This window comes from Gimesia fumaroli (assembly GCF_007754425.1).
In the GTDB taxonomy this organism is placed as follows: Bacteria; Planctomycetota; Planctomycetia; order Planctomycetales; family Planctomycetaceae; genus Gimesia; species Gimesia fumaroli.
Genome location: NZ_CP037452.1, coordinates 4,342,001 through 4,364,483, shown reverse-complemented (window position 1 = coordinate 4,364,483; position 22,483 = coordinate 4,342,001). Strand labels below are relative to the sequence as shown.

The following is a 22,483-nucleotide window of genomic DNA, read 5'->3' as shown; positions in this document are numbered from 1 at the left end:
CGGCGAGGACACGGAACATGAATCTTCCCATTTCAAGACGTGAATTGCTGACTCGTTCGGGAGGCAGTTTTGGCGCTGCCGCGCTGGCCTGTTGGTTAGGGCAAGCATCGAATGCAGCGCCGTCTGCTGATTTGAACGGGGGGCTGCATCATCGTGCGAAAGCGAAGCGGGTCATTCAGTTGTTTATGAATGGCGGCGCCAGCCCGATGGATACGTTCGACTACAAGCCGGAACTGGTGCGACTGCATGGTCAGAAACTGGGACCGAAAGAAAAGCCAGAAGGCTTCACTGCCGCCGCTGGTGCGGTGATGAAGAGTCCCTTTGAATTCAAGCAATATGGCGAAACGGGTCGCTGGGTCAGTTCGGTATTTCCGCATCAGGCGCAGATCGTTGACGAACTGGCGTTCCTGATGGCGATGACGACCAAGACCAATGTGCATGGCCCGGCGAGTTACATGATGAATACCGGGTTTATGTTGCCCGGTTTTCCCTGCCTGGGGGCCTGGATTTCTTACGCTTTGGGGAATCTGGCGGACAATCTGCCCACATTCGTCGTGCTGCCGGACACGCGGGGGCTGCCTTATAATCAGAAAGGAAACTTCAGCTGTGGGTTTCTGCCGGCCAAACATCAGGGAACGCTGGTCAACGCGACAAGCAAAACGCCGATCCCGAATCTGTTTGCCGATCCGCAGTATGCGTTTGCCAGTGGCAAGGCCGACAAAGATACGTTCGCACTGCTGCAACAGTTGAATCGAAAACATGCAGAGCCGCGGTCCGATGATTCGCGACTTGAAGCCCGCATTGCCGCCGGTGAACTGGCGGCGAAAATGCAGTTGAGTGCCCCGGAAGCCTTTGATTTGTCTCGTGAGACGAAAGAGACGCACGCCGCCTATGGTCTGGATCAGAAGGTGACGGAAGATTTTGGCAGACGTGCGCTACTGGCGCGGCGGCTGCTGGAACGGGGAACGCGGTTCGTGCAGGTCTGGAGCGGTCCCCAGGGGGCCGTCAATAATTGGGACAATCACGGCAATATTAAAACCGAGTTGCCTGCGATCGCGAGTAGCGCTGATCAACCGATTGCCGCACTGTTCCGGGATTTAAAAGCCCGCGGTCTGCTGAAAGATACGCTGGTGATCTGGACGACCGAATTCGGACGCACGCCCTTCGCACAAGGGAGTGAAGGCCGCGATCACAATCGGGGAACCTTCGTCACCTGGCTGGCCGGCGCGGGGATCAAAGCGGGAGCCACACACGGTAAAAGTGACGATCTGGGCTACCAGACGGCGGAAGGAAAGACGTACTGCTATGATCTACATGCGACCATTCTCCATTTGCTGGGCATCGATCACACTCGGTTGACCTTTCGTACCGCCGGCATCGATCGCCGTCTGACTGACGTGCATGGTCATGTCGTGCATGACATTTTAGTTTGATTCGAGTACTATCCTAATAAAAAATAGATGAGGATAAATAGGAATGGCTAATCCGGAGCACGTCTATCTAATAAAGCAATGTTCTGATGAAAAAATGAAAGAGGAGATAACTTCCGACGATGTCCCAATGCCCGTCATGGATCTTACAGGTTTATTTTTAAATGATGCTGATCTCAGCGGTGCTGATCTACGAATGTTGAGTTTAAATTGTAATGTCTTAGAAGGGGCTAATTTAAGAGGCGCGAATATTAGTAAGTCAGATTTAAGATTTGTCAATCTGGAATATGCTGATTTAGCGGAGGCTAATTTGAGCGAAGCAGTTATGTTTGGGATCTTCTTGACGGGAGCAAATCTAACGAATGCAGATTTAGCCAAAGCAAAATTGCATAGTTCAAAATTAGATCAAGCCATTTTCAAAAATGCGAATTTGAGCGGCACTTTGTTAGGCAGTGCGAATTTAGAAGCAGCAAATTTATGGGGTTCTAATTGTTGCGGTGCCAAAATGAGAAATACAAAGTTAACTAACGCTGATTTGACGGACGCCAACCTCGAAAACGCCGATTTAAGAGGAACGATATTCAGTGGTGCCGATCTCACAGGAGTAAATCTTAAAGATGCTCATGTAGAATCTCGCGATTGGCTTGATGAACTTAAGCGGTGTGATCCTCCAGTAAAGGGGTTTCGAGCAGATGACTGGTCAGTTCATGTGGAACTGGATGATCTCGAAATTGAACTTTGTACAATAGTGCGAGCATAGAAATTGGTATCACCTACCAGTAAATGAACTTCGGAAATCAATTTCATTGACACACTAGTCCTACAAAACATTGTATTTCTTTTTCCGTCGATGGTATGATGGTGTCTACGCAGATCAGAGTGTGCCCGCTCTGATTTTTCTTCAAGGCTTTGCTTGAAAGGGACCAGAACTGTGCAGTGGAACCGACGCGATTTCGTACAGGCAATGATGGGGGCTCCGTTTGCTCTGACTCTTTCTTTGACTCAAACCAGAAAGATTACGGGAGGCGAAACCAGAGTTGTAGGCGTTTCGATTCCTGTGATTCAGGAGGGGGAAGATCTCTTCGCGTACATCGAGCGCGTCAAAGGAGCATTCGATCCCACACTGTATCGGCAGGTCCTTGGTGCAGCGAATGAATTCAAGGAAGGCGATCAGATGATCGGCGTGGCGGCCATCGATGATCAATCTCGAGACAACGCCCGGCAACTGATTGAACGGACCCGGATTCAAGATCTGAATGCGCATCCTGTTTTTGAGGACGAGCTGCATCAAATGATTGTAAAGGGACAGTCACCCGAGGCACATGATCGTGCCGCGAAAATGACGGTCGGCGAATTGAAACAGCTTCTGCTCACGCAAAAAGAAGCGGCCATCAAAGCGGTGGCACCAGGGCTTTCCAGTGATGTGATTGGCTGTGTCGTCAAGTTGATGAGTCAACAGGAATTGATTGCCGTGGGCGCGAAAGTCTTTAATCCGCTGCCCGGCAGTCAGATTGGTGCAAAGGGCTATCTGGGAGCACGGATTCAACCCAACTCACCCACTGACAATCCGGACGATATTTTCTGGCAGGTTCTGGACGGCTGGTCTTATGCAGTGGGTGATGTCGTGCTGGGGACGAATCCGGTATCCAGTGAGCCCGAATCGGTGCGGGCGGTGGAACTGGTTCTGCGTGATCTGCTGGTCACGTTTGGGGTTGAGGATGTGATGCCGCATTGTGTGCTGTCGCATATTGACGTGCAGGCAGAGGTGGAACGTCAGAGTCCGGGGAGCACGGCCCTCTGGTTTCAAAGTATTGCCGGCAGTGATGACGCGAATAAGACGTTCGACATCAGTCTGAAAAAGATGCGCGACTATGCCCGCTCGCGGACGGGGAAATATGGCTTGTATTTCGAAACCGGGCAAGGGGCCGACTTCACCAACGGTCATAGTCACGGTTTTGATATGGTACTGCACGAGTCGCGGAAATACGGCTTCGCCCGTGCATTGACCCACGAAGTCGCTGCGGCTCAAAAAGCAGCAGGCAAAACACCGGCCCCCTGGGTGCACTTGAATGATGTGGCCGGGTTCATCGGACCGGAAGTCTTTCGCACGCGGGAGCAGTTAGTGCGCTGCTGTCTGGAAGACATCGTGATGGGCAAACTGCATGGCTTGACGATTGGCCTGGATGTCTGTTCGACGCTGCATATGGACGTGTCGCTGGATGACCTGGACTGGTGTCTGGATCAGATTATGCCCGCCAATCCCGCCTATCTGATGGCACTACCGACGAAGATTGACCCGATGCTCGGTTACCTGACCACGGGATTTCAAGATCATGTGCGGATTCGTGAAAAATTCGGCACGCGGGTCAACGATGCGATGTGGGCCTTCTTTCAGAAACTGGGTGTGATCGACGCCGACGGCAAACCGACAAAACACTTCGGCGATCCGACGTGGGTGTATCTGCAATATCGCCGTAAGAAGGGAGATACGCGGAGTGACGCCGCGATAATCAAAGCGGGCCGTCAGCAGTTAGCAGAGATCCGCAAGCGGGGTGTGTTCATCGCGGAAGGATTTGGACAGAAACCTTCTGAGTTGAATCCGGCATTGAAAATCGAGATCGACCAGATCTATCAGGACGCCAAGAAAAGTATCTGGGCCGAGTTGAGTCCCGCCTTTGTTGCCGGCGTGCCGAGTGTGCTTCCCGTCAAGACACAGTCCAACGACCGGCTGGAATACATTCTGCATCCCACCACAGGTGAGCAGCTTTCGAAAGAATCTCAGACCGCGGTTCAACAACTGCGACAACAGCACGGCGACAAGTATAACGTACAGATCGTGATCTCCGACGGCTTGAATGCGCTGTCGATCATGGATGAAGGGCAGCTGGAACCATTTCTGAAAGAACTCCGATCTCAGTTGCAGGCAGCCGGTTTTCGGCCAGCGGAGCAGAACATCGTCGTTCGGTCGGGGCGTGTCCGCGCCGGCTATCGGATCGGCGAAATGCTGTTCGGCGGTCTTGCGGACAACCGGGCGATTCTGCACATCATCGGCGAACGCCCCGGCACGGGCCATCATACCTTCTCCGTTTACATGACATCCCCCACTGGGGCGGTCTGGGGACAAGCAGGCCAGGTGGATCACAACATCACCCGCGTCGTATCCGGTATCGCAACCACCGCCCTCAAACCAACGAAGGCCGCCCAGGATACCGTGCGGATTTTGCAGCAGATGAATCTGGGGTGACTACACGGTCTTCTTGGGGTTTTCAAAACACAAAAAGGACCAAACTGGTTGTATTGAATGTAACTGTGTGGTCGATGTGTAAGCGAACATCGTTCTACTTAGTGTGTCACAAAGAATAGTTAAGATCTGAGAATACAATGGCACTTTTATAGAATGCTGGAAGAACAATGTTTACCACGGAAGATAAGGATTACCAAGATTCCAAGCTTATCAAACAGGGTAAGAAAATACGGTTATTTCCCTTTGATGAGTTAGCAGAGTGGATCGAGGCAACCTATGGCACGCCAGTGTTGAATATTGGCTATGAAGTGATCTCTCCGTTCAAACAACCGCGGTTGAATGTGATTTTCGAGTTTACCAGCGAGGCTGAAAAATTCCGTGATGGGTCTCTGAATTATGATTCTGATAAGCAGGATGCGATCTTGGTTGCATTTAAAGAGATCTTAAAACGTAATGATTCTCAATCTCTATCATTCTCACAGAGAATACTCAGAAAAGTGGGTGTTGAAAAATATCAGACAAAAAATATGTTCGTTATTTTCACATCCTTTGAGATGGATGCACGAGACGAAGTCCGTTCTCATGTCAAAGAATCTGAAATCGACGATTTGATCAAGAGTATGCACCGCCGGGAAATCTGGCAATTCTCGTATGGGAGTTTCTTCTTTTACACCGACGACCAAGTTGAGCGGGCCAAAAGTGATGGAACATATGAGCGGTTGGCTGATGCCTTGTTTCGACTCTTGAAAAAATACGATGAATTCGATTATTTTCAGCGTGATTCGTTTAATGTTGAACTCGATTCGAAAGAGAACTTTGATAATAATTATCAGGGAAATTGGTTCTACTATTCTCGAGATCATGGTTGGTAACTAGAAACAGTCCCGGCTCAGCTGCTGATCTTGTGGGAAGTGAAATCACAGGAAACCAATACTGCACTTTGATGGAACTCGGGTTTGCTTATTGCAGGCTGTTAATCAGTTTAGCCAGTCGCCAGTCAGCCTGACTGGCTCTCATGGATGGGATTGCTGGCATAGTACCAGGCAAACGCGATGCATTGCGAAAATAAGACCAGGGCAACAACCAGAGAAATACTGCGCAGAAAAAACGGTTCACATAATAATACCAGTTGAGACAATAAAGAAACCGGTAATGCACTACCTCATCTATAGGGAGAAACCTGATGTTAATACAAGCAGGTTAGGTGTGTGTTTATATAAAATTCATAATCTGTATCCGATTAAAAATGTTTCTTCTGAGAATGCCAAGGTCGGTTCGAAACAGACTTCCTCTCAATTACGAGAAACGGAGAGATCACTTCATTCCGCATGTTGACCTTGTATCGGGCCGATTTATAATCGCCATGATACCTCTGTCTCCCGACTGCCAAATCATGATTGAGGATGAGTTCTTATGTGTGTACCGGGTAAACGCGTTGGTCTTCTTTCTGCCGTTCTGGCTCTCTGTGTTCTTGTTTCGCCGCATGTGCTCCTGATGGCCCAGGAATCGAAGGACGCCGCAACTAAGCCGGTGCCGGGAGAGGAGTTGCCCGATCTGGAAGCACGCCTGCGTGCCGTCAAAGGCATGGAGAAACAAGCGGGTGAAGATCAACTGAGTCTGCATGAGCTGGTTCGGCAGGAAAAGTATGCGGCGGTCATTGGGCGGATCCGTGCAGGCGCTGATCTAAGTGCGCTGGATGAGCAGGGACAGGCTCCTTTGCATATTGCGATTACGGAGCGTCAAATCACGATGTCGCTGATCCTGGTTAATAACGGGGCCGATATCCATCAGAAAAATCAGCAAAATCTGACGCCCCTGGATCTGGTGAAACAGGATTCCGATCCGGAGAGTGCCGCGGAGATGATCTCGTTACTCGAAAAACGATTTGCACTGGTGAAAGCGGGGAAGCATAAAGTCCCGCGACCGGAGCGGACTCGCCCGGTTTCGGTCTGGCTGGAGCCGTTGAAAGCCCATCACGCGAAACTTAAGAAAATCGATGAACGCTTCCGGATTCTGGGCGCAATGCAGACTCTCCCTCCGAAAAAGGATGTGAAACAACAGGGGGAACTGCTGGTCGCTGCCGCGCAAGCCGCCTGTGCGTATCTGGATCAATATTCGAATACGAACCGGGGGCCGCGACGCGGTCTGTTTGAAGAACGGGAACTGGTGCGCGAGATGCGTGCGATGATGGAACGCTCGACCATTATCCTGCAGCAGCTTTCACAGTTGCAGATGCCTCAGGATAAAGATGCGGGATATGCGGCCCGTTCCCGGAGTGTTGCCCATGAGGCGGTGTTATTTTATCTGAAACAGGAAGTGGAAGAGAAACTCGACCAGGAAGGGTTGGGGGCGTTCATCAAATCAGAACATCTGCAGATGTTCCGAGATCGCTCTACCCAACAGATCGAGAAATCGATGAAGGGTTACCTCGATCAGCAATTGCAGCAGGTCATTGGCATTCGGCTCAATGATATGAAGTCGCTTCAGGCGGCCGCACGGGCCAAGGTGCGGAATGAGATTAAAGCCCAGGTGGCCAAATTGGTCATGAATATTTCCAGCTATCATTTGGTGATCCGTTTTGCGCAGGACGTGGTGCTGGAGTTGCTTGAAGAAAAATTGTGGCCTAAAATTCGCGAGGAGTTGCGACCGAAAGGGAATCTGGAAGCCCGCACCAGGGCTTCGGTGGCGACGTTAGAAAAGTCTTACGAAGAACTGGCAGAATTAAGCAACCAGGATCCTACCACGCTGGATCTGCGCGAAGCATCCAAAGTTCTCCGCCGGGCCGAGGGGCGGGAGAAGGCGATGAAATATCTGCTGAAAGATGCCAAAAAAGCGAAGCGTCAGGATCTGCTGGACGAGCTGGAAACGACGCAGAATATGTTAAATCTGCGCTACAATCTGGTGACTTACCAGTTCATGCTCAGGGAAGACAACCAGGTTGCCGAGCAGGTGAAAGACGAAAATACAATCATGAAAGGCCTGCTGGAAGTGGCCCGCTATCTGGTGGGGCATATTTCCGATTCGAATCTGGTGCTGCTGGGAGTCGATTCTCCCCGAACGACGTCCTCTTTCACTATTTTTCCAACAGTCATGGAATTCGATCAAAAAGGTTACCAGCGCGAGCAACTGAGCCGACCGGATATCACCGTCAAAAAGAAGCGGTACTATAAGGTCTGGGAAAAAGAATATGTAGTGCGGAGCAGACTGAAAGGTCGCACGCTTTACAGCTACCGTTTCTGGAGGCCCGCGCGCGGCGGACAAATGATGTCGCGAATGGGGAACGATGCCTGGATCTGCGGCATGACCCCCGGCATGCATGTCGTCCAGGCGCGTGTGGTGACGCTGGACGGGGAAATCTACGACTTTGAATATGAATTAGAAGTCCGACCTCTTTCAAAACGCGATCAGGATTTGATCAATTATGCTTACCAGAAAGTTAAAAAGGAACGAGCCAATTTTACCCGCGCCGATTCAGCCGAGGAAAAAGCCCGTGTGGCCCGTTACTACAGCGGTGCGCTCACTTCGTTGATGTACACGCTGATGCGTTATGGGGGAGAAAAGAGCTGTGAGGTGCAGCGCTTCCTGGATGAGTGCAATGCCGTCGCTTCGTTCATGCTGAAGGGCGAACCGGATGAAGGGCGGACGTTAGAGGCTCAGTACATTAAAACGATGGCTGCCATGTGTCACATTTGTAAACAGCGGGGAACACCGGAATTCTTCGAGAAAGCGAAGCAGTATACAGCCCAGGCCGAGAAGGTGCAGGCCCGCCCCGGACTCAGAAAAACCCAAGAGATGGCGGGCTGCTACGATGCCTTGAAACAGATGTCGGTGACGATCTTCAATGATGTTGCGGAAGGACGCAACTATCATGAAAAATCGATCCAGGCCAAACTCAACGCGGGGATCCGGCTGTTTGACATTGACTGGTTACGCAGTGAGTTTCCGAAGCAAATTAAAGTGCCTGAGAAAACAAAGGAAGTCACGTCGAAAGAGTGAAAGTCTTTTTTAAGCAGTCAGGAGTAGTCTGCCGTTCCTCAACGATTGATATCTGGGAGGTTCTACATTGAAGAATCAGAAATTGGATTTCCTCGTGGTTTATGTTTGTCTGATGGAAAGTCATACCATCTGAAACGGATGCAGTACGCTGACAGGAAGAAGGTTTAGGTTCATTGAACATTCTTGATCAGTTCTGCCAGTCGCCAGCCTGACTGGGCGGCTCGTTTGGCGGCGATGGTGCCGGCCTGCTGGTAGTAGCTTTTCGGCAGTGAAGTCAGCTTTTGGAATTTACCGTCGGTTACTTCACTCTTTAGAGCGGCATCCAGAATTTCAGAGCAGTAGGCTTTTTCGCGGGCCAATTCATGGCTTTCGTTGATCCAGGTAGAGAAGTCCATCTGCTGTGTTGCTTTCTCGCCGAGTTGTTTCATTGCCGGATTGCGGGCAATGCCGACCGCGTGGCCGACGATGTCGGAATATTTGAAGCTGTTTCCCAGTAAGCCGTCCCATTGGGAATGCAGATTGGATTTGCCAATGCGGATGCTGTTGCCGCCTAGATCGCCTTCGGGAAACGTCTTTTGGGAGAACAGAGCCGAGGAATGCAGAGGCTGATGACTGTCGCCGGTCAGGTGCATGATCCAGCAGAGGTAGACGGCTTTGTCCGCTTTACTGACGGCGGAGTCTTTCATTTGCGTCACACAATATTCGAGTGCCTGCAGGATGTTAAACTGCGTTGGGTCGTCGCCTTCTTTAATCGACGTTGCAATATTAGTAGGAAGAATCGGGCTGAGGAACTGTTTCGACTCTGCATTCAGGTAGATCGGCTGGTTGATGTAGTGCCAGGTTCCGTGGTGATACTTTTCGCGATTTGCATCATCAAATCGGCGGGCAATATCGGGCCAGGTCGCAGCACGCATGAAGAGCCAGCGGTTCTGGATTGCTGGACTTGCTGTTTTGATGACATCTGGCATTCGCGATTGAAAATCCTGTTCGTACCGGGGATGCTGTTTCAGTAACTCCACCATTGCCAGTTGCGTTGCGGGTTCCAGTTGATCATAGGCGATACTCGCAATGATGCGATGCCCGGCAAAGTTCCAGGCGTGTGCAAAACATTGTGAAAACAAAACCAAGACAACAATCAGCGGAATGATTCGCAGTGAGTAGCGTTTCACGGTTAGAACACCTGATGAGAGGAATGAAAATGAGAATCGAAGTCTCATCTATAAAGAATCTCCTGAAGAGAATACAAGCAGCGAACGACTCGGTTTATCAAAAATTCATAATCGTCCGATCGTATCAATGCTAGTTTTCAGCATCCTGTTCACTACGGTTCGAAAATGCTTGATACTTCCGGCAGGGGTGTCTAGACTGAAAGAACATGTAAACTCCTCACCCCGGTTAGATGCATCGTGGCGCCCGATCACATTGCGACTCCCACCGTCATTCATGAAAAGAACCCGGTACCATGCAGTTCTTGATACGAAGCCTTAGCGTTCTCGTCTTGCTCACGACCTCTCTATCTCAGATCTCAACAGCGGCTGACGGAACATTTCCCGTAGAATCAAATCTGAAAGCCGGCGTTGCCAAAGTGGACATCACGCCTGCGGAAGTCAAACAACTGGAAGTCGTGGGGCATCGTCGCAAGGTGACTGGCGTTCGTGATCCTCTGCGTGCCGGTGTGCTGGTGTTGGATGACGGTCAGACCAAAGCAGCCATCGTCACGCTGGATTTAATTGGTGCCTATAAAGAACTTGTGGAGTTATCTCGCCAGCAGATTGAGAAAGCAACAGGCATCCCGGCGGCGAACATCATGGTGACCGCCTCCCATAATCACTCTGGACCCGGCTTTGATGCAAACTCAGTGTGGGGGCAGGAATTGATTGCTAAACTCGGAGATGCAGCAAAGCAGGCGACCGCGAACATGAGTCCCGTGAGTGTTGGTTACGCAGAAGACAAAATCGGTTTCAGTATCAATCGACGCAAAGTGATCAACGGACGGGCTGTGGTACGGCTCAATGAGGAAGGTCCTAATGATCCGCGGGTTAAAGTGCTGCGGTTCGACGATGGAAAATCATTAACACCAAAGGCGGTGCTGATGCATGCGGTTTGTCATCCCTGTTTTTTTACCTGGGGTGATAAAGGATCGATGCCTTACCCAAACGGGTATCCCAAAATGAGTGCCGATTTTCCCGGTGAAGCACAAACGTTTGTGGAAATGTGTTATGGGAATCAGACCAGTTCACTATTTCTGCAGGGTTGTGCAGGAGATATTCGTCCGAACTTGCCCGGCTATCCCTATCGTTGTGCGGATGAAGCCGATATTCAGTGGGCAGGGCGAGACTTGGGAAGTGCTGTCGTACGGTCGCTGTCGCGAAGTATGATCCGTGAAGAGTTAGTCAATCGGGAAAAGTTTTATCAGATTCGTGTCGCAAACACTGTCGTTTCGTTGCCTGGTAAAGCAGGGCGAATCGACGCGGAACTGCAGGCGATCAAAATCGGCCCCTACCTGCTGCTGACGATGCCGGGAGAGCCGATGGTGGAATACGGTATGAAGCTGGAAGCAGACATCGCCGATCGGGCGATTCCCATCATCGTGGGCTACGCCAACGGATACATCGGCTACATCGCCACTGCCGATTCCTACAAAGTCGGCGGCTACGAACCGACCCGATCGAAGCTGACGCCGGAAGCAGAAGCCATCATCCTGACCGAATTGAGCGAACTGGCCGATCAGGTGATTGGTGATGTGTTCGAATCGTTTTCCAAGCACCCGAAAGATGTCAAAAAGCGGGAAGCCGCAGAAAAGGCCCGTGTTGGAAAGCCGTAAGTGCGAGCTGCGTTTTACATTCAAACTAGCAAAAGGGGAAACCGTTCTCCCCATTGAAAGAAAATCGATCTGATGACCATGTTGAAATCTGTCTTAACCTGTTGGCTTGCTGTCATGTTGATTTCTGCCAATGAGGTACAAGGCGCCAATCCTGAAAAGACTGACAAAAAAGCGACCTCACCTCGTCTATATGATGCAGGTGTGCCTGAGACCGGTTTTCTGACGCTGAAGACAGAGAACTACACCGTTCCCCTGGATGCAGCCAGCGGTTGGACGATTGAAAAGATGTCCTATCGCGGTCATCAGTTTGGTCTCAATAACGGCCATTATGGGACTGTGTTGCGGCCCAAAGGGGCTCAGTGGTGGGGAACCGGGCACAAAGAAGGGGGCCGGGAAGTAGTCCATCAGGTCAAACTGATTGTGGATGGACAGGACGTTCCCATCACGAAAACCGGGGAGACGATTACCGGAAAACGGATTGAGTTCATCAAGGATTCGACGATCTGGAAGTTCAAAGTTCGTGCCGAGATTGTTCTGACCAACAAGGAATTATTCGAACGAACGGAGATGGAAGCGCTCGAAGACTGTGATCTGGATTTACTCTATTACTTCATGCACTGCTTTCCTCCCTCTACCACCAGGTGGATTGCTCAACTCCCGGATGGATCAATCGAACAGGGGCCGCTCGCTCATTCTCAGAAAATGGCAGTCACGAAAGACACAACCTGGGTCGCGCAATATGACGAGAAAGATCAACTAGGCCTGTTATGTTACACGCCCCGCGTCATCGCCGGTAACAAAAGCGCGAGCCACATTTGGGACCTCGATCGTTATCACAAATACTACCTGCGGCACAACAACGGACAGTCCTTCAAAAAGGGCGAGAAACTCGACTTTACAGTCGTCGTGAAAGCCGTTCCGAACGAAAAGGGTGACTGGAAGGAAACAAAAAAAGCAGCGTCTCAATTGATGAAGCAGTTTCCGGTTGTGAAATAAAGCTTGTAGTGTTGAAGCATAAAAGAGAGTTGTTGAAGCTGGGACTTTCCGCCGAAATTTTTCGATGGGGTTATTCGTGTGACAATGCTTCCTGCAGACTCAGGAATATAAGGACGTACTACAATGATTATTTCGCGACGTCAATTCTGTGCTGCTCTCGGGGCGGCTGGGATCGCGGCAACGGTTTTACCAGTCTCTGCTGCTGATAAACAAACAGCGCCTTTGCGAGTGATAACATATAACGTTTTCGGTTGCAGAGGGTGGCCCGCTAATAGGCCTCTGGCGCGGAAAGCGGTTGCGAAAGACCAGATGTTGAAACGGATTTCGATGGAACTGGCTTTGTACGAGCCAGATATCATCAATTTTTCGGAATCTCCCAGTGAAGCGGTGACCAAAGCCATCGCCAAGGTACTGCGCATGAATCATGTCCGCTTTCCCAGCGGCGGTAACTGGCCGGGGACGCTGCTCAGTCGGTTTGAAATCACCGATTCAGAGAACGTTCCCCTTGGATATGAACGTCCGAAGGATCTCTTCACACGTCACTGGGGACGCGGCACGATTAAACTGCCCAACGGCGCACCACTTGTTGTTCACTCCGCGCACTTGTATCCGGTTGCCGATCCAACAATTCGATTGAAAGAAATCAAGGCGATGCTGGCGTCGATGCAGGGGGATTTCGATTCAGGTCACTCGGTTTTACTGATCGGGGACCTGAACCATAGTCCGGATACTGAAGAATATCAACTTTGGAAAGAGGCAGGCTGGGTCGACACGTTTGCCAAGGTCGGCAAGGGAGAAGGAATCACATTCCAGGCAGACGTGAAAAACGAGCGTATCGATTATGTCATGGCCTACGGTCCCATTGCGAACCAGATTGTTGAATCGAGACCACTGTTCGAAGGGGCGTTTCGATTGAATCTGGCCGACGAGAACTCGTTCGCCCTCAGCGACCACCTGCCACAACTGGCGGTGTTTGGTGAGAAGAACTGAGTTTAACAGCAATACAGTCGAGACAATATGCCGATCCCTTTTTCAGTCATCCATTTCACAAATTCGACGATCTTTAAGGACGCGATATGAGCACGACGAACTGGTGTGAGATCTATGTCGATGGGAATATATCGTGTCAAGCGTTAGCGGAAGAAGTGATTGCGATCACGAATGCAAAGAACGCTCATTCATATAACGGTCGCAGATGGGAGGTGAGTACGACTGTGCTGTCAATCGACGTAGAGCGGAACCAAAACCAGAAATATTCTTCGATATGGTCGCGTATCAGTGCATGGTGGCGCAATGAAAAAGTAGCAGATGACGAGTTTCTGTTCTATCCTCTTGTCATTTCGGCGGAGCCAAACCACGAATCGGTTTACAAAGAATACAAAGATTTGATAGCGCAAATCATTCAAAGAATTAAATGTTTAGGGCTGCGTTTTGCGCTGGTCGCTGATTTTGAAGTTGAATGAACTTGGGCGAAATGACTGAGGAACGGGGCAGCCCTTTTCCTTGTCTAGCGTTTGATTTCATCGGGTATTTCGTATTGGCCCACTTTGACACCTTGATTTCGCAGGGCATTCATGACCGCCTTGTAAATATAGGGGTTATTTTCGGGAGCCCTGCGATTCTCTTCGGTCCATTCTTCATGCTTCAGATCTTTGAACGCCTCATCATCCAGCTTGCTGAGTTCAACGATAATGTCCCGCATGACTTTCCCACCTTGAAGAAAACGGTCCCTGAGGACTGGGGTCCCATCTGCATAGTTAAGATCAGCCAGTTCTTTACCCAGCATTTTAGTTGAGAGAAAACCGTCTCGGTCGGTACGGGCAGCAATCGGGTTCCACAGGACGTGCTCGGATTTAGAACCCAGTTTTGGCAATTGAGCAAGATGCGCGGGGATTTGCGGCCAGGGCCCTCGGGGAGAATACTTAATATCTCCGATTCCGTCCTTGCCTGTGGCATGTTCTGACCAGCGTGCCATCCCTTCCAGAAACCAGGGATTTTTGAATTGCGTCGCACCATATTGAACGAGGTGGAATGTTTCATGAGTGGGAGTGACGTTTTTTGTAGGGTCGAGCTGACTGGAAATCGACATCACGATACAGCGGTCTTTGGGGGTACCCTCGGGAATTTTTCGAGCACGCTGCGCACTTGAAAATGCGATCCCATTGTTGCCTCCCATCTCCTTGCGGTCGCGGATACTGACCTGAATACAGTTGGGGCTCTTAAATCGCTCGCTTTCAAACGGGTCTGGAAACTTGAGGACGCGACAGAACAGTTGATGGGCGGCCCAGACTTGTTTCGCCACATTTTCTATCTGATCGGGTACACCGTTTTTGTCAACGTCGACTGGAGAGACCGCACCAGTACCTTCCTTGACATAAAAGACTCGTACATATTCGAAGACGTAGTGTTCCTTGAGCTCCGTCTTTTTTTTCTGCTGGGCGGAAACAATCGAAGTAAAGGCTAGTACACAAAAAAGAACTGAAAGTGCGATGATACGGCTCTGCATGTGACTACGATTGTGTCTCATTGAAGTAGACCTTTCGGCTAACGACCAAACTGGCCGGGTTGGCGGACCGTTGGAGATACCACTGACACGTGAAGAATTGTATATCAAAAATCGTAGCCGAAGAATGAAGCATTGTCAATCTAATTCATACGTCTTGTTCAGCATTGACTTGAGCGGGAGTAACGCATTTGCTGACAATGAATTATGAGCTCACTTCTGCTTAAAGAGAGCGTGCACATTCATGCGTTGCAACTTCTCAGCCAGTTCACACGCGTGATTGCGAAATAGAATCATGCCGATGTCGGGGCGCGTGTGAACGAGTTGTTGGAGTGCATCACGGGAAAACAGCATCGCCTGACCCTGACTTTTGACGCGTGCCGAAACGCGATGCGAGGGTTCCGAAACCGACGCCAGAGCGCCCAGCGATTCGTGGACGCAGATCGTACCGACGGTCTTCCTATGACAATTCTGAATCTCCACTTCCCCGGAAATGATGACGCGAATTTTGTCGGCTGGATCATCCGGTCGAAACAGCACATGTCCCTCTTCCAGCGTTTCCAGTTCGGCTGAAGCTGCGACATACTGTTGCTGCTCTGCCGATAAGCCTGCAAATAAGGGGGCGGTTTTCACTGTCTGCATCAGAATGGGGAGCGCTGTTCTCAGCCCGAGTGATTGATCTACAAGATCCGCGATGGTCTTGCCCGGTTCAAACACTTGTAATGCATCCCCATTCCAGATCGAAAGGAGGCACACCATACGCACGACATCCAGGCGTTCGACTTCGTGAAATATCATCGCCGGAATATAGGCTGCCGGCAGAAAACCGTTCTCCAGAAACGTCTGCTGCATTTGCGGTGAGAAGGCGCTGACGTCCGCTTCCAGATAGTCAATGCTGTATTCCTCCCGGCAGCGTTGGACGAGTTCGGAGACCAGAAAATAAATGGGCGAATCATCCAGAGAAACGAGTTCGAAGATTTTTCCGGTTCGTTCATGTTCATCAATCGAGAAGCCAATCGCGCCCACCATCACACCATCGCGATACGCGAGCAGGTATTGTGCGTGGCTGGCACGTAATTGAAACAGACCATAGTGCAGTCGCATCCGTCCGAAGATTTCCCGTTGTTTGATGCGGCCCCGTTCAAAACGGAGCAGAACGGGGTACAGTTCTGACTCCATCTCCTGGATTTCAAACTGATGAAAATGCGGATACGCGCGGGGTTCGGCTTCGATGATCGCATCGCAATTCAGCTGACAATTCTCCAATGCGAGTTTGGCAAGCGGATAGACTTCCGGAATGAGATGGGGATGATTCCGCCGCAGTTCAAGTGCGTGCCCGAAGTGACAGACATACAAGGCCGCTGATTCCCTGTCGCCGAGTTGAAATTTGTTGGGCAGCAATCCGACGGGATGAAACCCATGCTGGTGGGAAATGCGTTGGGAAAACTCGTGGGCACTTCGATTCTCGACAACTCCCACGTGCAATCGGTCTTGAACGAATTCAACGCGCGCCTGCATCAATTTCTTTCCTATCCCCTGACCACGTCCCTGAGGATGGACGACCAGACGCCCGAATTCGGCAACGAGATCGGCATGAGCGCCGACTTCCAGCAGGACAGAAGCTGTTCCAAGAACCGTACTCGTGTCTGAATCTTCTGCGACAAGAAACAGCGCATCGTCGCTCAAGATCAGGCGTTTGAGCGATTGGATATCGTAATACTGGGGATAGAAATAATCGTCACCATAGGCGATGTGGAATAACTCGCTAATGACTTCCGCATCCGTCTCCCGGGCTCTGCGAATTTCAATCATGGTTTCACTCTCCCTGTGCAAGGAGTCGACGTCCCGCGGCCAGTCCGACAGCGTGATAATACGTTGCGCCCACATTCAGCGCCTGCTCGTCAAAGTCAAATCGGCTGGAGTGAGCCGGAAATCCTTCTTTGCCGGCCAGCACGCTTCCAAATCTCACATAGCAGCCCGGTATTTGCTCCATGTAATACGCAAAGTCTTCTCCCCCCATATTGGCAATTTCAAGCTTTCTCAGTGCCTCTTCTCCGAGTGAATTGCGCACGGCCTCTCGAGCCAGTTCTGCTGTGTCCGGCGGATTGGAAAGAGGCGGCGTCCCCAAGTCAATCGTGACATCAATGACCGCGTTATGCAGTTCACCAATGGATCGCGCGATGCGTTCTATTGAACGATGCAGACTCTCTCTGACAGACTGCTCTTGAGCACGAATTGAGCCATCAAGCTGGGCACTGGAGGCGATCACATTGGAAGCGGTTCCTGCTTCAAAATGACCGACAGTCACCACGGATGGATGGGCCGGGTTGACTTCCCGGGAAACAATCGTTTGTAACGCCATCACTAACAGAGATCCCACGACCACGGAATCAATGGCTTCATGAGGGCGGGCGGCATGTCCTCCCTGACCGTGGATCTTAATATGAAACTGATCGGTGGACGCATTGACGGGACCATCGGTGACGGCCACCGTTCCTGCTGGAAAATGCCGATCCAGATGGCCGCCGAATATCAGGGCAACATTCTCAAGGGCGCCGTCTTCAATCATTTTTTTTGCCCCTTTTCCCGTTTCTTCGGCGGGTTGAAAGAGGAACCGAATCGGAGCCGGACGGTCTTTTTCTTGAGCTAATAACGCGGCCGCGCCAAGCAACATACTGGTGTGGCCATCGTGGCCGCAGGCATGCATCACTCCGGGAACCTGGGAGGAAAACGGTAACCCTGTTTCTTCCTGAATGGGAAGTGCATCCATATCGGCACGCAATGCGACATAGGGAAGATGATCGTGCTTTCCGGGAAGGTTTGCGACAATTCCCGTGCCCGCGACGCCTCGTTTGCAGGGAATTCCTAACTGATCTAAAAACGCGGCAATCCGGTCCGATGTTTTGTACTCGTGCCAGCTCAACTCAGGCTCAGCGTGCAGTTCACGCCGGAATGACACAATTTGCTCAAACAGTTTTGAATCTAACCCGGTCATGGTTGTACCTTCGCTGCCTTCTGTCATCACCAGGAATAATGGTGCATTGTACTATCACTCCTCTATTCTTTAATTCATACCTCTACCTCCTGTATTATATCAGATCAAAGAGAAAAAACACGAATTGATTTGAGTGATCACGTCTCTTACTCAGGTGCATTCTCTTTTCAATCGAGCATTGCCTGGCAGTTCACTTGTGAAACAGATTACGTATTTTGTGTATGCTGTTCTTCCTGTTCAAGATCCATGTGTCGCTTTGCCGTCTCATTCAAGGCCCGTGTCGCGATGGCAATTGTGAGACCTACCACGACCATCCCGATCAGGCCGATGCAGATACTGATCAGTTTTCCCAGCGGCGTTTCGGGTGTAATATCGCCGTAACCAATCGTGAGCCCGGTGATCAGTGTAAAATAGACGGCATCTCCAAAGTCGAGATTCTCAAATCGCCAGATCAGAAACGCGCCCAGCAACAGGCTTAGCAGGAGTGCCACGAAGACCTCTCGCACATAAGAGGCATAACGCACGAAGGCACTGAAGAATTCAACAAATAGGGGAAGGCGTCTACGGAGTAAGTGCTTAAACATGGGGTCGGTCTCTGATGGCGAAAGTGAAATGAAGCCAGATTTGAGAGCGAGGGATAGATACGTTAACCGGAGCCTGCTCTCATCTTGTTCGTTAATTTGAATCTTACACGATTGATGGTTCTGCGAATAGAATGGTTCCTGCGTTTCGTGTCATTCCTGATCTCTCGTAGAAAGAATGCAGATTCAGAGATCTTTCTCTGGCACCTTTCCTGTCTTGTTTCGATACACAGGAAAGCCGCTTGATTCGTCTTGTTTCAGATGTTACTTTTAAGATGACAGAATCTGTTCAACTTTCCTGTTATCGTCCCGTGCGACGGAGATGCCTCTTTTTCCGTCTAATGATAGCCCGCCATACCAAGGAGCTGCAATTGATCTCTGCTCTTAAGAAAACGATCATCGTTACGATCATTCTACCCACAATATTCTCAAGCTCCCTTTTTGCACAGAAGCAGCCGGTTCGTCTCAACCCCGATGATCTGCTTCAGTATCGAGATGAAGCCGGAAACATAAAAAAGGTTCGGACAGCGGCTGACTGGAAACAGCGGAGGCAGGAAATCATTCGTGGGATGGAAAAAGTTATGGGGCCATTCCCTGGCGAAGACCAGCGAGTCGCTTTAAATGTGAAAATCCTGGAAGAGGTTAAACTCGACAAATATACCCGGCAGTTGATCACCTACCAGTCGTCTCCTGACTCCCGAACGCCGGCCTACCTCTGTATTCCCCATTCAGCGAAGGGAGGAAAGAAGGTTCCCGCCGTTCTCTGTTTGCATCCCACCGACAACAAGGCGGGCCATAAAGTTGCGTTGGGACTGGGGGGACGTGAAGGGAGGCAGTACGCTGCCGAACTGGCGGAGCGAGGTTATGTCACCATTGCGCCCGCCTATCCCCATCTGGCGAATTACTGGCCCAACCTGGGCAAGCTGGGATTTGAGAGTGGCACGATGAAAGCGATCTGGGACAATTCCCGTGCGATTGACCTGCTGGAATCACTGGACTACGTGGACCTGAGCCGGGGAGTCGGTGCCATCGGCCATTCGCTGGGCGGTCATAATGCGATCTACACCGCAGTCCTCGACCCCCGCGTTTCCGCCATCGTCAGTAGTTGCGGCTTTGATTCCTACCGCGATTATTACGACGCCGCCGAACGCGTCTGGTATTTCGGCAAAGGCTGGTGCCAGATTCGTTACATGCCCCGCATGTCTGATTACCGTGGCAAACTGGATGAAATTCCCTTCGATTTTCCGGAACTGCTCGGCGCACTCGCACCCCGGCCCGTATATGTCAATGCTCCCCTCCATGATTCCAATTTTCGCTGGAAAAGTGTTGATCAGTGTGCCGAGAGCGCCAAACCTGTGTATGAGTTGTTGGGAGCAAAAGAAAAGCTGGTCATCGATCACCCGGATTGTGATCACAACTTTCCGTTGGAACAACGCAACCGTGCCTACCAGCTGTTTGACTCCGTTTTGAAAGACTGAAAAAAGCAGGTCTCTGTTCGTGTGCTTCAGTTGCAGAAGTACCGAACAAACATCCGCACAGGCGAAGGAGGATAACAGGATGAATGACAGAAATCGTGGCTGGTTCCGACTTCGCATGTTCCTGGGATATGTCGTCGTCATCTTTGTCTGTCAGATTGACTCAGGTGAGTTGCTGGCTCAGCCGTCTCGTGATCGACAGGATTTATTCAATCGCCTTGATTCATTGATATCCAAGGGGATTGAACAGGGAGTTCTGGTCGGTGCACAAGCTGCAATCGGTTCGACAAGCGGGATTTCAAAGACGAAATCTTATGGAGTCATTAAGCCACAATCAGCATTAGCGGTTAATGACGAGACTCAATTCTGCATTGGTTCTTGTTCAAAGCCCATTGCAGCTGCCTGTATTTTGACGCTCAGAGACAGCGGTGAACTAGCATTTGAGCAGTCCATTGATAAGTGGATTCCGGAAACACGTCAGTGGGAGCTGGAAGACGGTCAGAATCTGGCCCGGGCGCCGAATATGAAAGAATTGCTCACGCATCGAGCGGGCATCTATTCACAAAAAGCAAAGCCGATGACAGCCAGCCAGACCCGTGCGATTCGTGATTTCGAATTGAGTCTGGAAGATTCAGTCAAAATGATTCAACAGCAAAAGCTGATCAGTCAACCGGGAGAAAAGTTTGCCTACAGCGGTGCTGGATACTGTCTGGCCGGTTACGTTGCTAAAAAAGTAACCAGTAAACGCTTCGAGGAGCTGTTGCAGGGACGGCTCTGTTTCCCACTGGGAATGAAACACACAACCTATTTTCCGGATATCGAACAGTCGGCAAATATTGCGTGCCCCGGAGTGCGTGGTAGTAACGGGAAACTCATTGCTCACCAGGGGGCACCTCATCTCTTGGGGAAGAAACTCAGATTTCCGCTCATTGGAGGCAGTCTCTACTCAACCGCATCTGATACAGCCCATTTTGCGAGTATGATCCTGAATCGCGGTAAAAAAATGCAGAAGCAGGTGTTGAGTCGCGAAGCCTGGCAGTTCATGACCAGTCAACAATATCCCAGACAGAGATACGGCTTGGGGTGGGGACTGACGAGACAAAACGGGCAAACGACGGCCTTGCAGCATTCAGGAGCACTGTTGGGATATCGCGGTCTCATCCATATTGATCTCGAAGAAAACCAATATGTTGTCGTGTACTGGACTCTGTCTGATGTGAAAGATGCTCGCGGCAAACAGTTCTCTCGCGCTTTGCAGCAGTTGGTTCGTTAATTCAACCAGTGGTCAGGAATCGAACCTCCTGGGAAGCAGCAATCACTTCAGATAGTCTTTCAGTTTGAAATGCACGAAGGGGCGTTGATAGGCTTCGTTCTGCTTCTCGGCGTAGGAGACCCAGAGTTCTAACGTGGTGGCATCGTAGACCACGTCCAGAATGTTTCCCCCTTTAATGGGAATCTGGCAGGCGATGTCTATCATTTCCGGGGCACCGATTTTGCCGTAGACTTTTTGCAACGGTCCAAATGCCCCGCGGCCTTCGTCCTGGTAGACCAGGTTTTTCATGACGGCCGGCGCCAGTTCGTCATTGGGATCATTGTCTCCCCAGATCACCAGATCAGGTGCGTGTGCCAGCATCTTCACGGCACGCAGATTGGCACCGTCGCCGACCACATAATGATACTTTTTCATCCGTTTCGCATTTTTAAAAATGTCGATCGCCTGTTCCAATCCGTCTGCGTCGTACATCACCTGCCGAAACAGGGTGGTGAAATGCACGCCGTTGATGTCGAAAGGATAATCTTTACCGGGGGAGTCTCCCATCTCCGACAGCACAATTCCTTTCGCGTTCATTCCGGTATTGGCCCCGATGAAGCCGGCGAAGGTGATATTTACATGCGGGACACCGTTTTTCGGGATGTAGACCGTAATGCAGGGATAATCCTGCACGCCTAGACCCATCGACCAGTCCAGGTTTCGCGTTTGATAGAGATGGCCATCTTTGGTGGCTGAACCCCAGGCAGCGATACTGCTACAGGAATAGTCCATCACCACAGGCATGGTATGTGCCCTTTGCAGCATTTTTAAGGACATGCCCGACCCTTCTGCAAAGCCGCGTAATTCTTCTTTGAAACGCGGGTCAGTATGCGGTGCGACGGATTTCCAGACTGCATCCAGACTGGCATTCGAGCAACGTTCCGGAGCAGCCGTTTGCACCTTTTTCATCAAGGATTGGATCATTTCCGTTGCGTCTGCTTTGATCAGCGTTCCCTGTTGCTTTCCCATTTCATAAGGCGTGCCTTTAACCACGACTACGGGAATCTGATCGGCGCCTTTACCGATCGATGTCAGATAGCCTTCCGCCAGTACGGTGCTGCAAAAACTGAGACAAGCAATAGAAAACACGATGACAAGCTGACTGATTCTGATCATGATGAATGTTC

The 22,483-nt window shown here is 50.7% G+C and carries 17 protein-coding genes; 11 read left to right on the top strand and 6 right to left on the bottom strand.

Annotation, left to right across the window (positions count from 1 at the left end; translation table 11 throughout):
* Positions 1-17: 17 nt before the first annotated feature.
* The 5 genes from Enr17x_RS16445 to Enr17x_RS16425 all read left to right on the top strand — a co-directional run bounded on the left by Enr17x_RS16445 (position 18) and on the right by Enr17x_RS16425 (position 8,670).
* On the top strand, positions 18-1,433 hold the full coding sequence (locus Enr17x_RS16445; RefSeq protein ID WP_145310559.1) for a DUF1501 domain-containing protein: 1,416 nt from the start codon (positions 18-20) through the stop codon (positions 1,431-1,433).
* Between the two features lie 43 nt (positions 1,434-1,476).
* Positions 1,477-2,190, top strand: a complete 714-nt coding sequence (locus Enr17x_RS16440; RefSeq protein WP_145310557.1) for a pentapeptide repeat-containing protein — start codon at positions 1,477-1,479, stop codon at positions 2,188-2,190.
* 204 nt (positions 2,191-2,394) lie between these two features.
* The gene (gene eutB, locus Enr17x_RS16435) at positions 2,395-4,674 is read left to right on the top strand and encodes an ethanolamine ammonia-lyase subunit EutB (RefSeq protein WP_145314046.1); all 2,280 of its coding nucleotides are present in this window, start codon (positions 2,395-2,397) and stop codon (positions 4,672-4,674) included.
* 167 nt (positions 4,675-4,841) lie between these two features.
* Positions 4,842-5,546, top strand: coding sequence for a hypothetical protein (locus Enr17x_RS16430; RefSeq protein ID WP_145310555.1), 705 nt, complete (start codon positions 4,842-4,844; stop codon positions 5,544-5,546).
* 541 nt (positions 5,547-6,087) lie between these two features.
* Positions 6,088-8,670 (top strand): hypothetical protein, encoded by a 2,583-nt coding sequence (locus Enr17x_RS16425; RefSeq protein WP_145310554.1) that lies wholly within the window; start codon positions 6,088-6,090, stop codon positions 8,668-8,670.
* Between the two features lie 170 nt (positions 8,671-8,840).
* Here the strand turns inward: Enr17x_RS16425 and Enr17x_RS16420 are convergent, their stop codons facing one another.
* Positions 8,841-9,839 (bottom strand): S1/P1 nuclease, encoded by a 999-nt coding sequence (locus Enr17x_RS16420; protein WP_198000619.1) that lies wholly within the window; start codon positions 9,837-9,839, stop codon positions 8,841-8,843.
* A gap of 293 nt (positions 9,840-10,132) precedes the next feature.
* On the opposite strand from Enr17x_RS16420, the gene Enr17x_RS16415 reads away from it, so the two are divergent.
* From Enr17x_RS16415 to Enr17x_RS16400, 4 genes are all read left to right on the top strand, one after another.
* The gene (locus tag Enr17x_RS16415; RefSeq protein ID WP_145310550.1) at positions 10,133-11,494 is read left to right on the top strand and encodes a hypothetical protein; all 1,362 of its coding nucleotides are present in this window, start codon (positions 10,133-10,135) and stop codon (positions 11,492-11,494) included.
* 72 nt (positions 11,495-11,566) lie between these two features.
* Positions 11,567-12,490, top strand: coding sequence for a hypothetical protein (locus Enr17x_RS16410; RefSeq protein WP_145310549.1), 924 nt, complete (start codon positions 11,567-11,569; stop codon positions 12,488-12,490).
* A 123-nt stretch (positions 12,491-12,613) separates the two neighbouring features.
* Positions 12,614-13,480, top strand: a complete 867-nt coding sequence (locus Enr17x_RS16405) for an endonuclease/exonuclease/phosphatase family protein (protein WP_145310547.1) — start codon at positions 12,614-12,616, stop codon at positions 13,478-13,480.
* 86 nt (positions 13,481-13,566) lie between these two features.
* Entirely contained in the window at positions 13,567-13,953 is a 387-nt protein-coding gene (locus Enr17x_RS16400; protein WP_145310545.1) for a hypothetical protein, read from the top strand.
* A 44-nt stretch (positions 13,954-13,997) separates the two neighbouring features.
* On the opposite strand, the gene Enr17x_RS16395 is transcribed toward Enr17x_RS16400, so the two are convergent.
* The 4 genes from Enr17x_RS16395 to Enr17x_RS16380 all read right to left on the bottom strand — a co-directional run bounded on the left by Enr17x_RS16395 (position 13,998) and on the right by Enr17x_RS16380 (position 18,572).
* A complete protein-coding gene (locus Enr17x_RS16395) occupies positions 13,998-15,017 on the bottom strand; it encodes a hypothetical protein (protein WP_145310543.1) in 1,020 nt (339 codons plus the stop codon).
* Between the two features lie 189 nt (positions 15,018-15,206).
* Positions 15,207-16,805, bottom strand: coding sequence for a GNAT family N-acetyltransferase (locus tag Enr17x_RS16390; protein WP_198000618.1), 1,599 nt, complete (start codon positions 16,803-16,805; stop codon positions 15,207-15,209).
* Between the two features lie 4 nt (positions 16,806-16,809).
* Positions 16,810-17,988: a M20 metallopeptidase family protein gene (locus Enr17x_RS16385; RefSeq protein ID WP_145310539.1), complete on the bottom strand. Its 1,179-nt coding sequence runs from the start codon at positions 17,986-17,988 to the stop codon at positions 16,810-16,812.
* A 206-nt stretch (positions 17,989-18,194) separates the two neighbouring features.
* Complete coding sequence (locus tag Enr17x_RS16380) at positions 18,195-18,572, bottom strand: potassium channel family protein (protein WP_145310537.1); 378 nt, start codon at positions 18,570-18,572, stop codon at positions 18,195-18,197.
* A 368-nt stretch (positions 18,573-18,940) separates the two neighbouring features.
* On the opposite strand from Enr17x_RS16380, the gene Enr17x_RS16375 reads away from it, so the two are divergent.
* Both Enr17x_RS16375 and Enr17x_RS16370 read left to right on the top strand, forming a co-directional pair.
* Positions 18,941-20,047 (top strand): alpha/beta hydrolase, encoded by a 1,107-nt coding sequence (locus tag Enr17x_RS16375; RefSeq protein ID WP_145310535.1) that lies wholly within the window; start codon positions 18,941-18,943, stop codon positions 20,045-20,047.
* Between the two features lie 79 nt (positions 20,048-20,126).
* Complete coding sequence (locus tag Enr17x_RS16370; RefSeq protein WP_145310533.1) at positions 20,127-21,317, top strand: serine hydrolase domain-containing protein; 1,191 nt, start codon at positions 20,127-20,129, stop codon at positions 21,315-21,317.
* A 42-nt stretch (positions 21,318-21,359) separates the two neighbouring features.
* Here Enr17x_RS16370 and Enr17x_RS16365 read toward each other — a convergent pair whose 3' ends face one another.
* Entirely contained in the window at positions 21,360-22,472 is a 1,113-nt protein-coding gene (locus Enr17x_RS16365) for a C45 family autoproteolytic acyltransferase/hydolase (protein ID WP_145310531.1), read from the bottom strand.
* Between the last annotated feature and the right edge of the window lie 11 nt (positions 22,473-22,483).

Bases quoted from the DNA above. Each gene is read 5' to 3' on its own strand.
- Enr17x_RS16445 (WP_145310559.1), top strand. From the start codon at position 18: ATGAATCTTCCCATTTCAAGACGTGAATTGCTGACTCGTTCGGGAGGC.
- Enr17x_RS16430 (WP_145310555.1), top strand. From the start codon at position 4,842: ATGTTTACCACGGAAGATAAGGATTACCAAGATTCCAAGCTTATCAAA.
- eutB (WP_145314046.1), top strand. From the start codon at position 2,395: ATGATGGGGGCTCCGTTTGCTCTGACTCTTTCTTTGACTCAAACCAGA.
- Enr17x_RS16410 (WP_145310549.1), top strand. From the start codon at position 11,567: ATGACCATGTTGAAATCTGTCTTAACCTGTTGGCTTGCTGTCATGTTG.
- Enr17x_RS16395 (WP_145310543.1), bottom strand. From the start codon at position 15,017: ATGAGACACAATCGTAGTCACATGCAGAGCCGTATCATCGCACTTTCA.
- Enr17x_RS16400 (WP_145310545.1), top strand. From the start codon at position 13,567: ATGAGCACGACGAACTGGTGTGAGATCTATGTCGATGGGAATATATCG.
- Enr17x_RS16440 (WP_145310557.1), top strand. From the start codon at position 1,477: ATGGCTAATCCGGAGCACGTCTATCTAATAAAGCAATGTTCTGATGAA.
- Enr17x_RS16405 (WP_145310547.1), top strand. From the start codon at position 12,614: ATGATTATTTCGCGACGTCAATTCTGTGCTGCTCTCGGGGCGGCTGGG.
- Enr17x_RS16415 (WP_145310550.1), top strand. From the start codon at position 10,133: ATGCAGTTCTTGATACGAAGCCTTAGCGTTCTCGTCTTGCTCACGACC.
- Enr17x_RS16365 (WP_145310531.1), bottom strand. From the start codon at position 22,472: ATGATCAGAATCAGTCAGCTTGTCATCGTGTTTTCTATTGCTTGTCTC.
- Enr17x_RS16425 (WP_145310554.1), top strand. From the start codon at position 6,088: ATGTGTGTACCGGGTAAACGCGTTGGTCTTCTTTCTGCCGTTCTGGCT.
- Enr17x_RS16370 (WP_145310533.1), top strand. From the start codon at position 20,127: ATGAATGACAGAAATCGTGGCTGGTTCCGACTTCGCATGTTCCTGGGA.
- Enr17x_RS16380 (WP_145310537.1), bottom strand. From the start codon at position 18,572: ATGTTTAAGCACTTACTCCGTAGACGCCTTCCCCTATTTGTTGAATTC.
- Enr17x_RS16390 (WP_198000618.1), bottom strand. From the start codon at position 16,805: ATGATTGAAATTCGCAGAGCCCGGGAGACGGATGCGGAAGTCATTAGC.
- Enr17x_RS16385 (WP_145310539.1), bottom strand. From the start codon at position 17,988: ATGACCGGGTTAGATTCAAAACTGTTTGAGCAAATTGTGTCATTCCGG.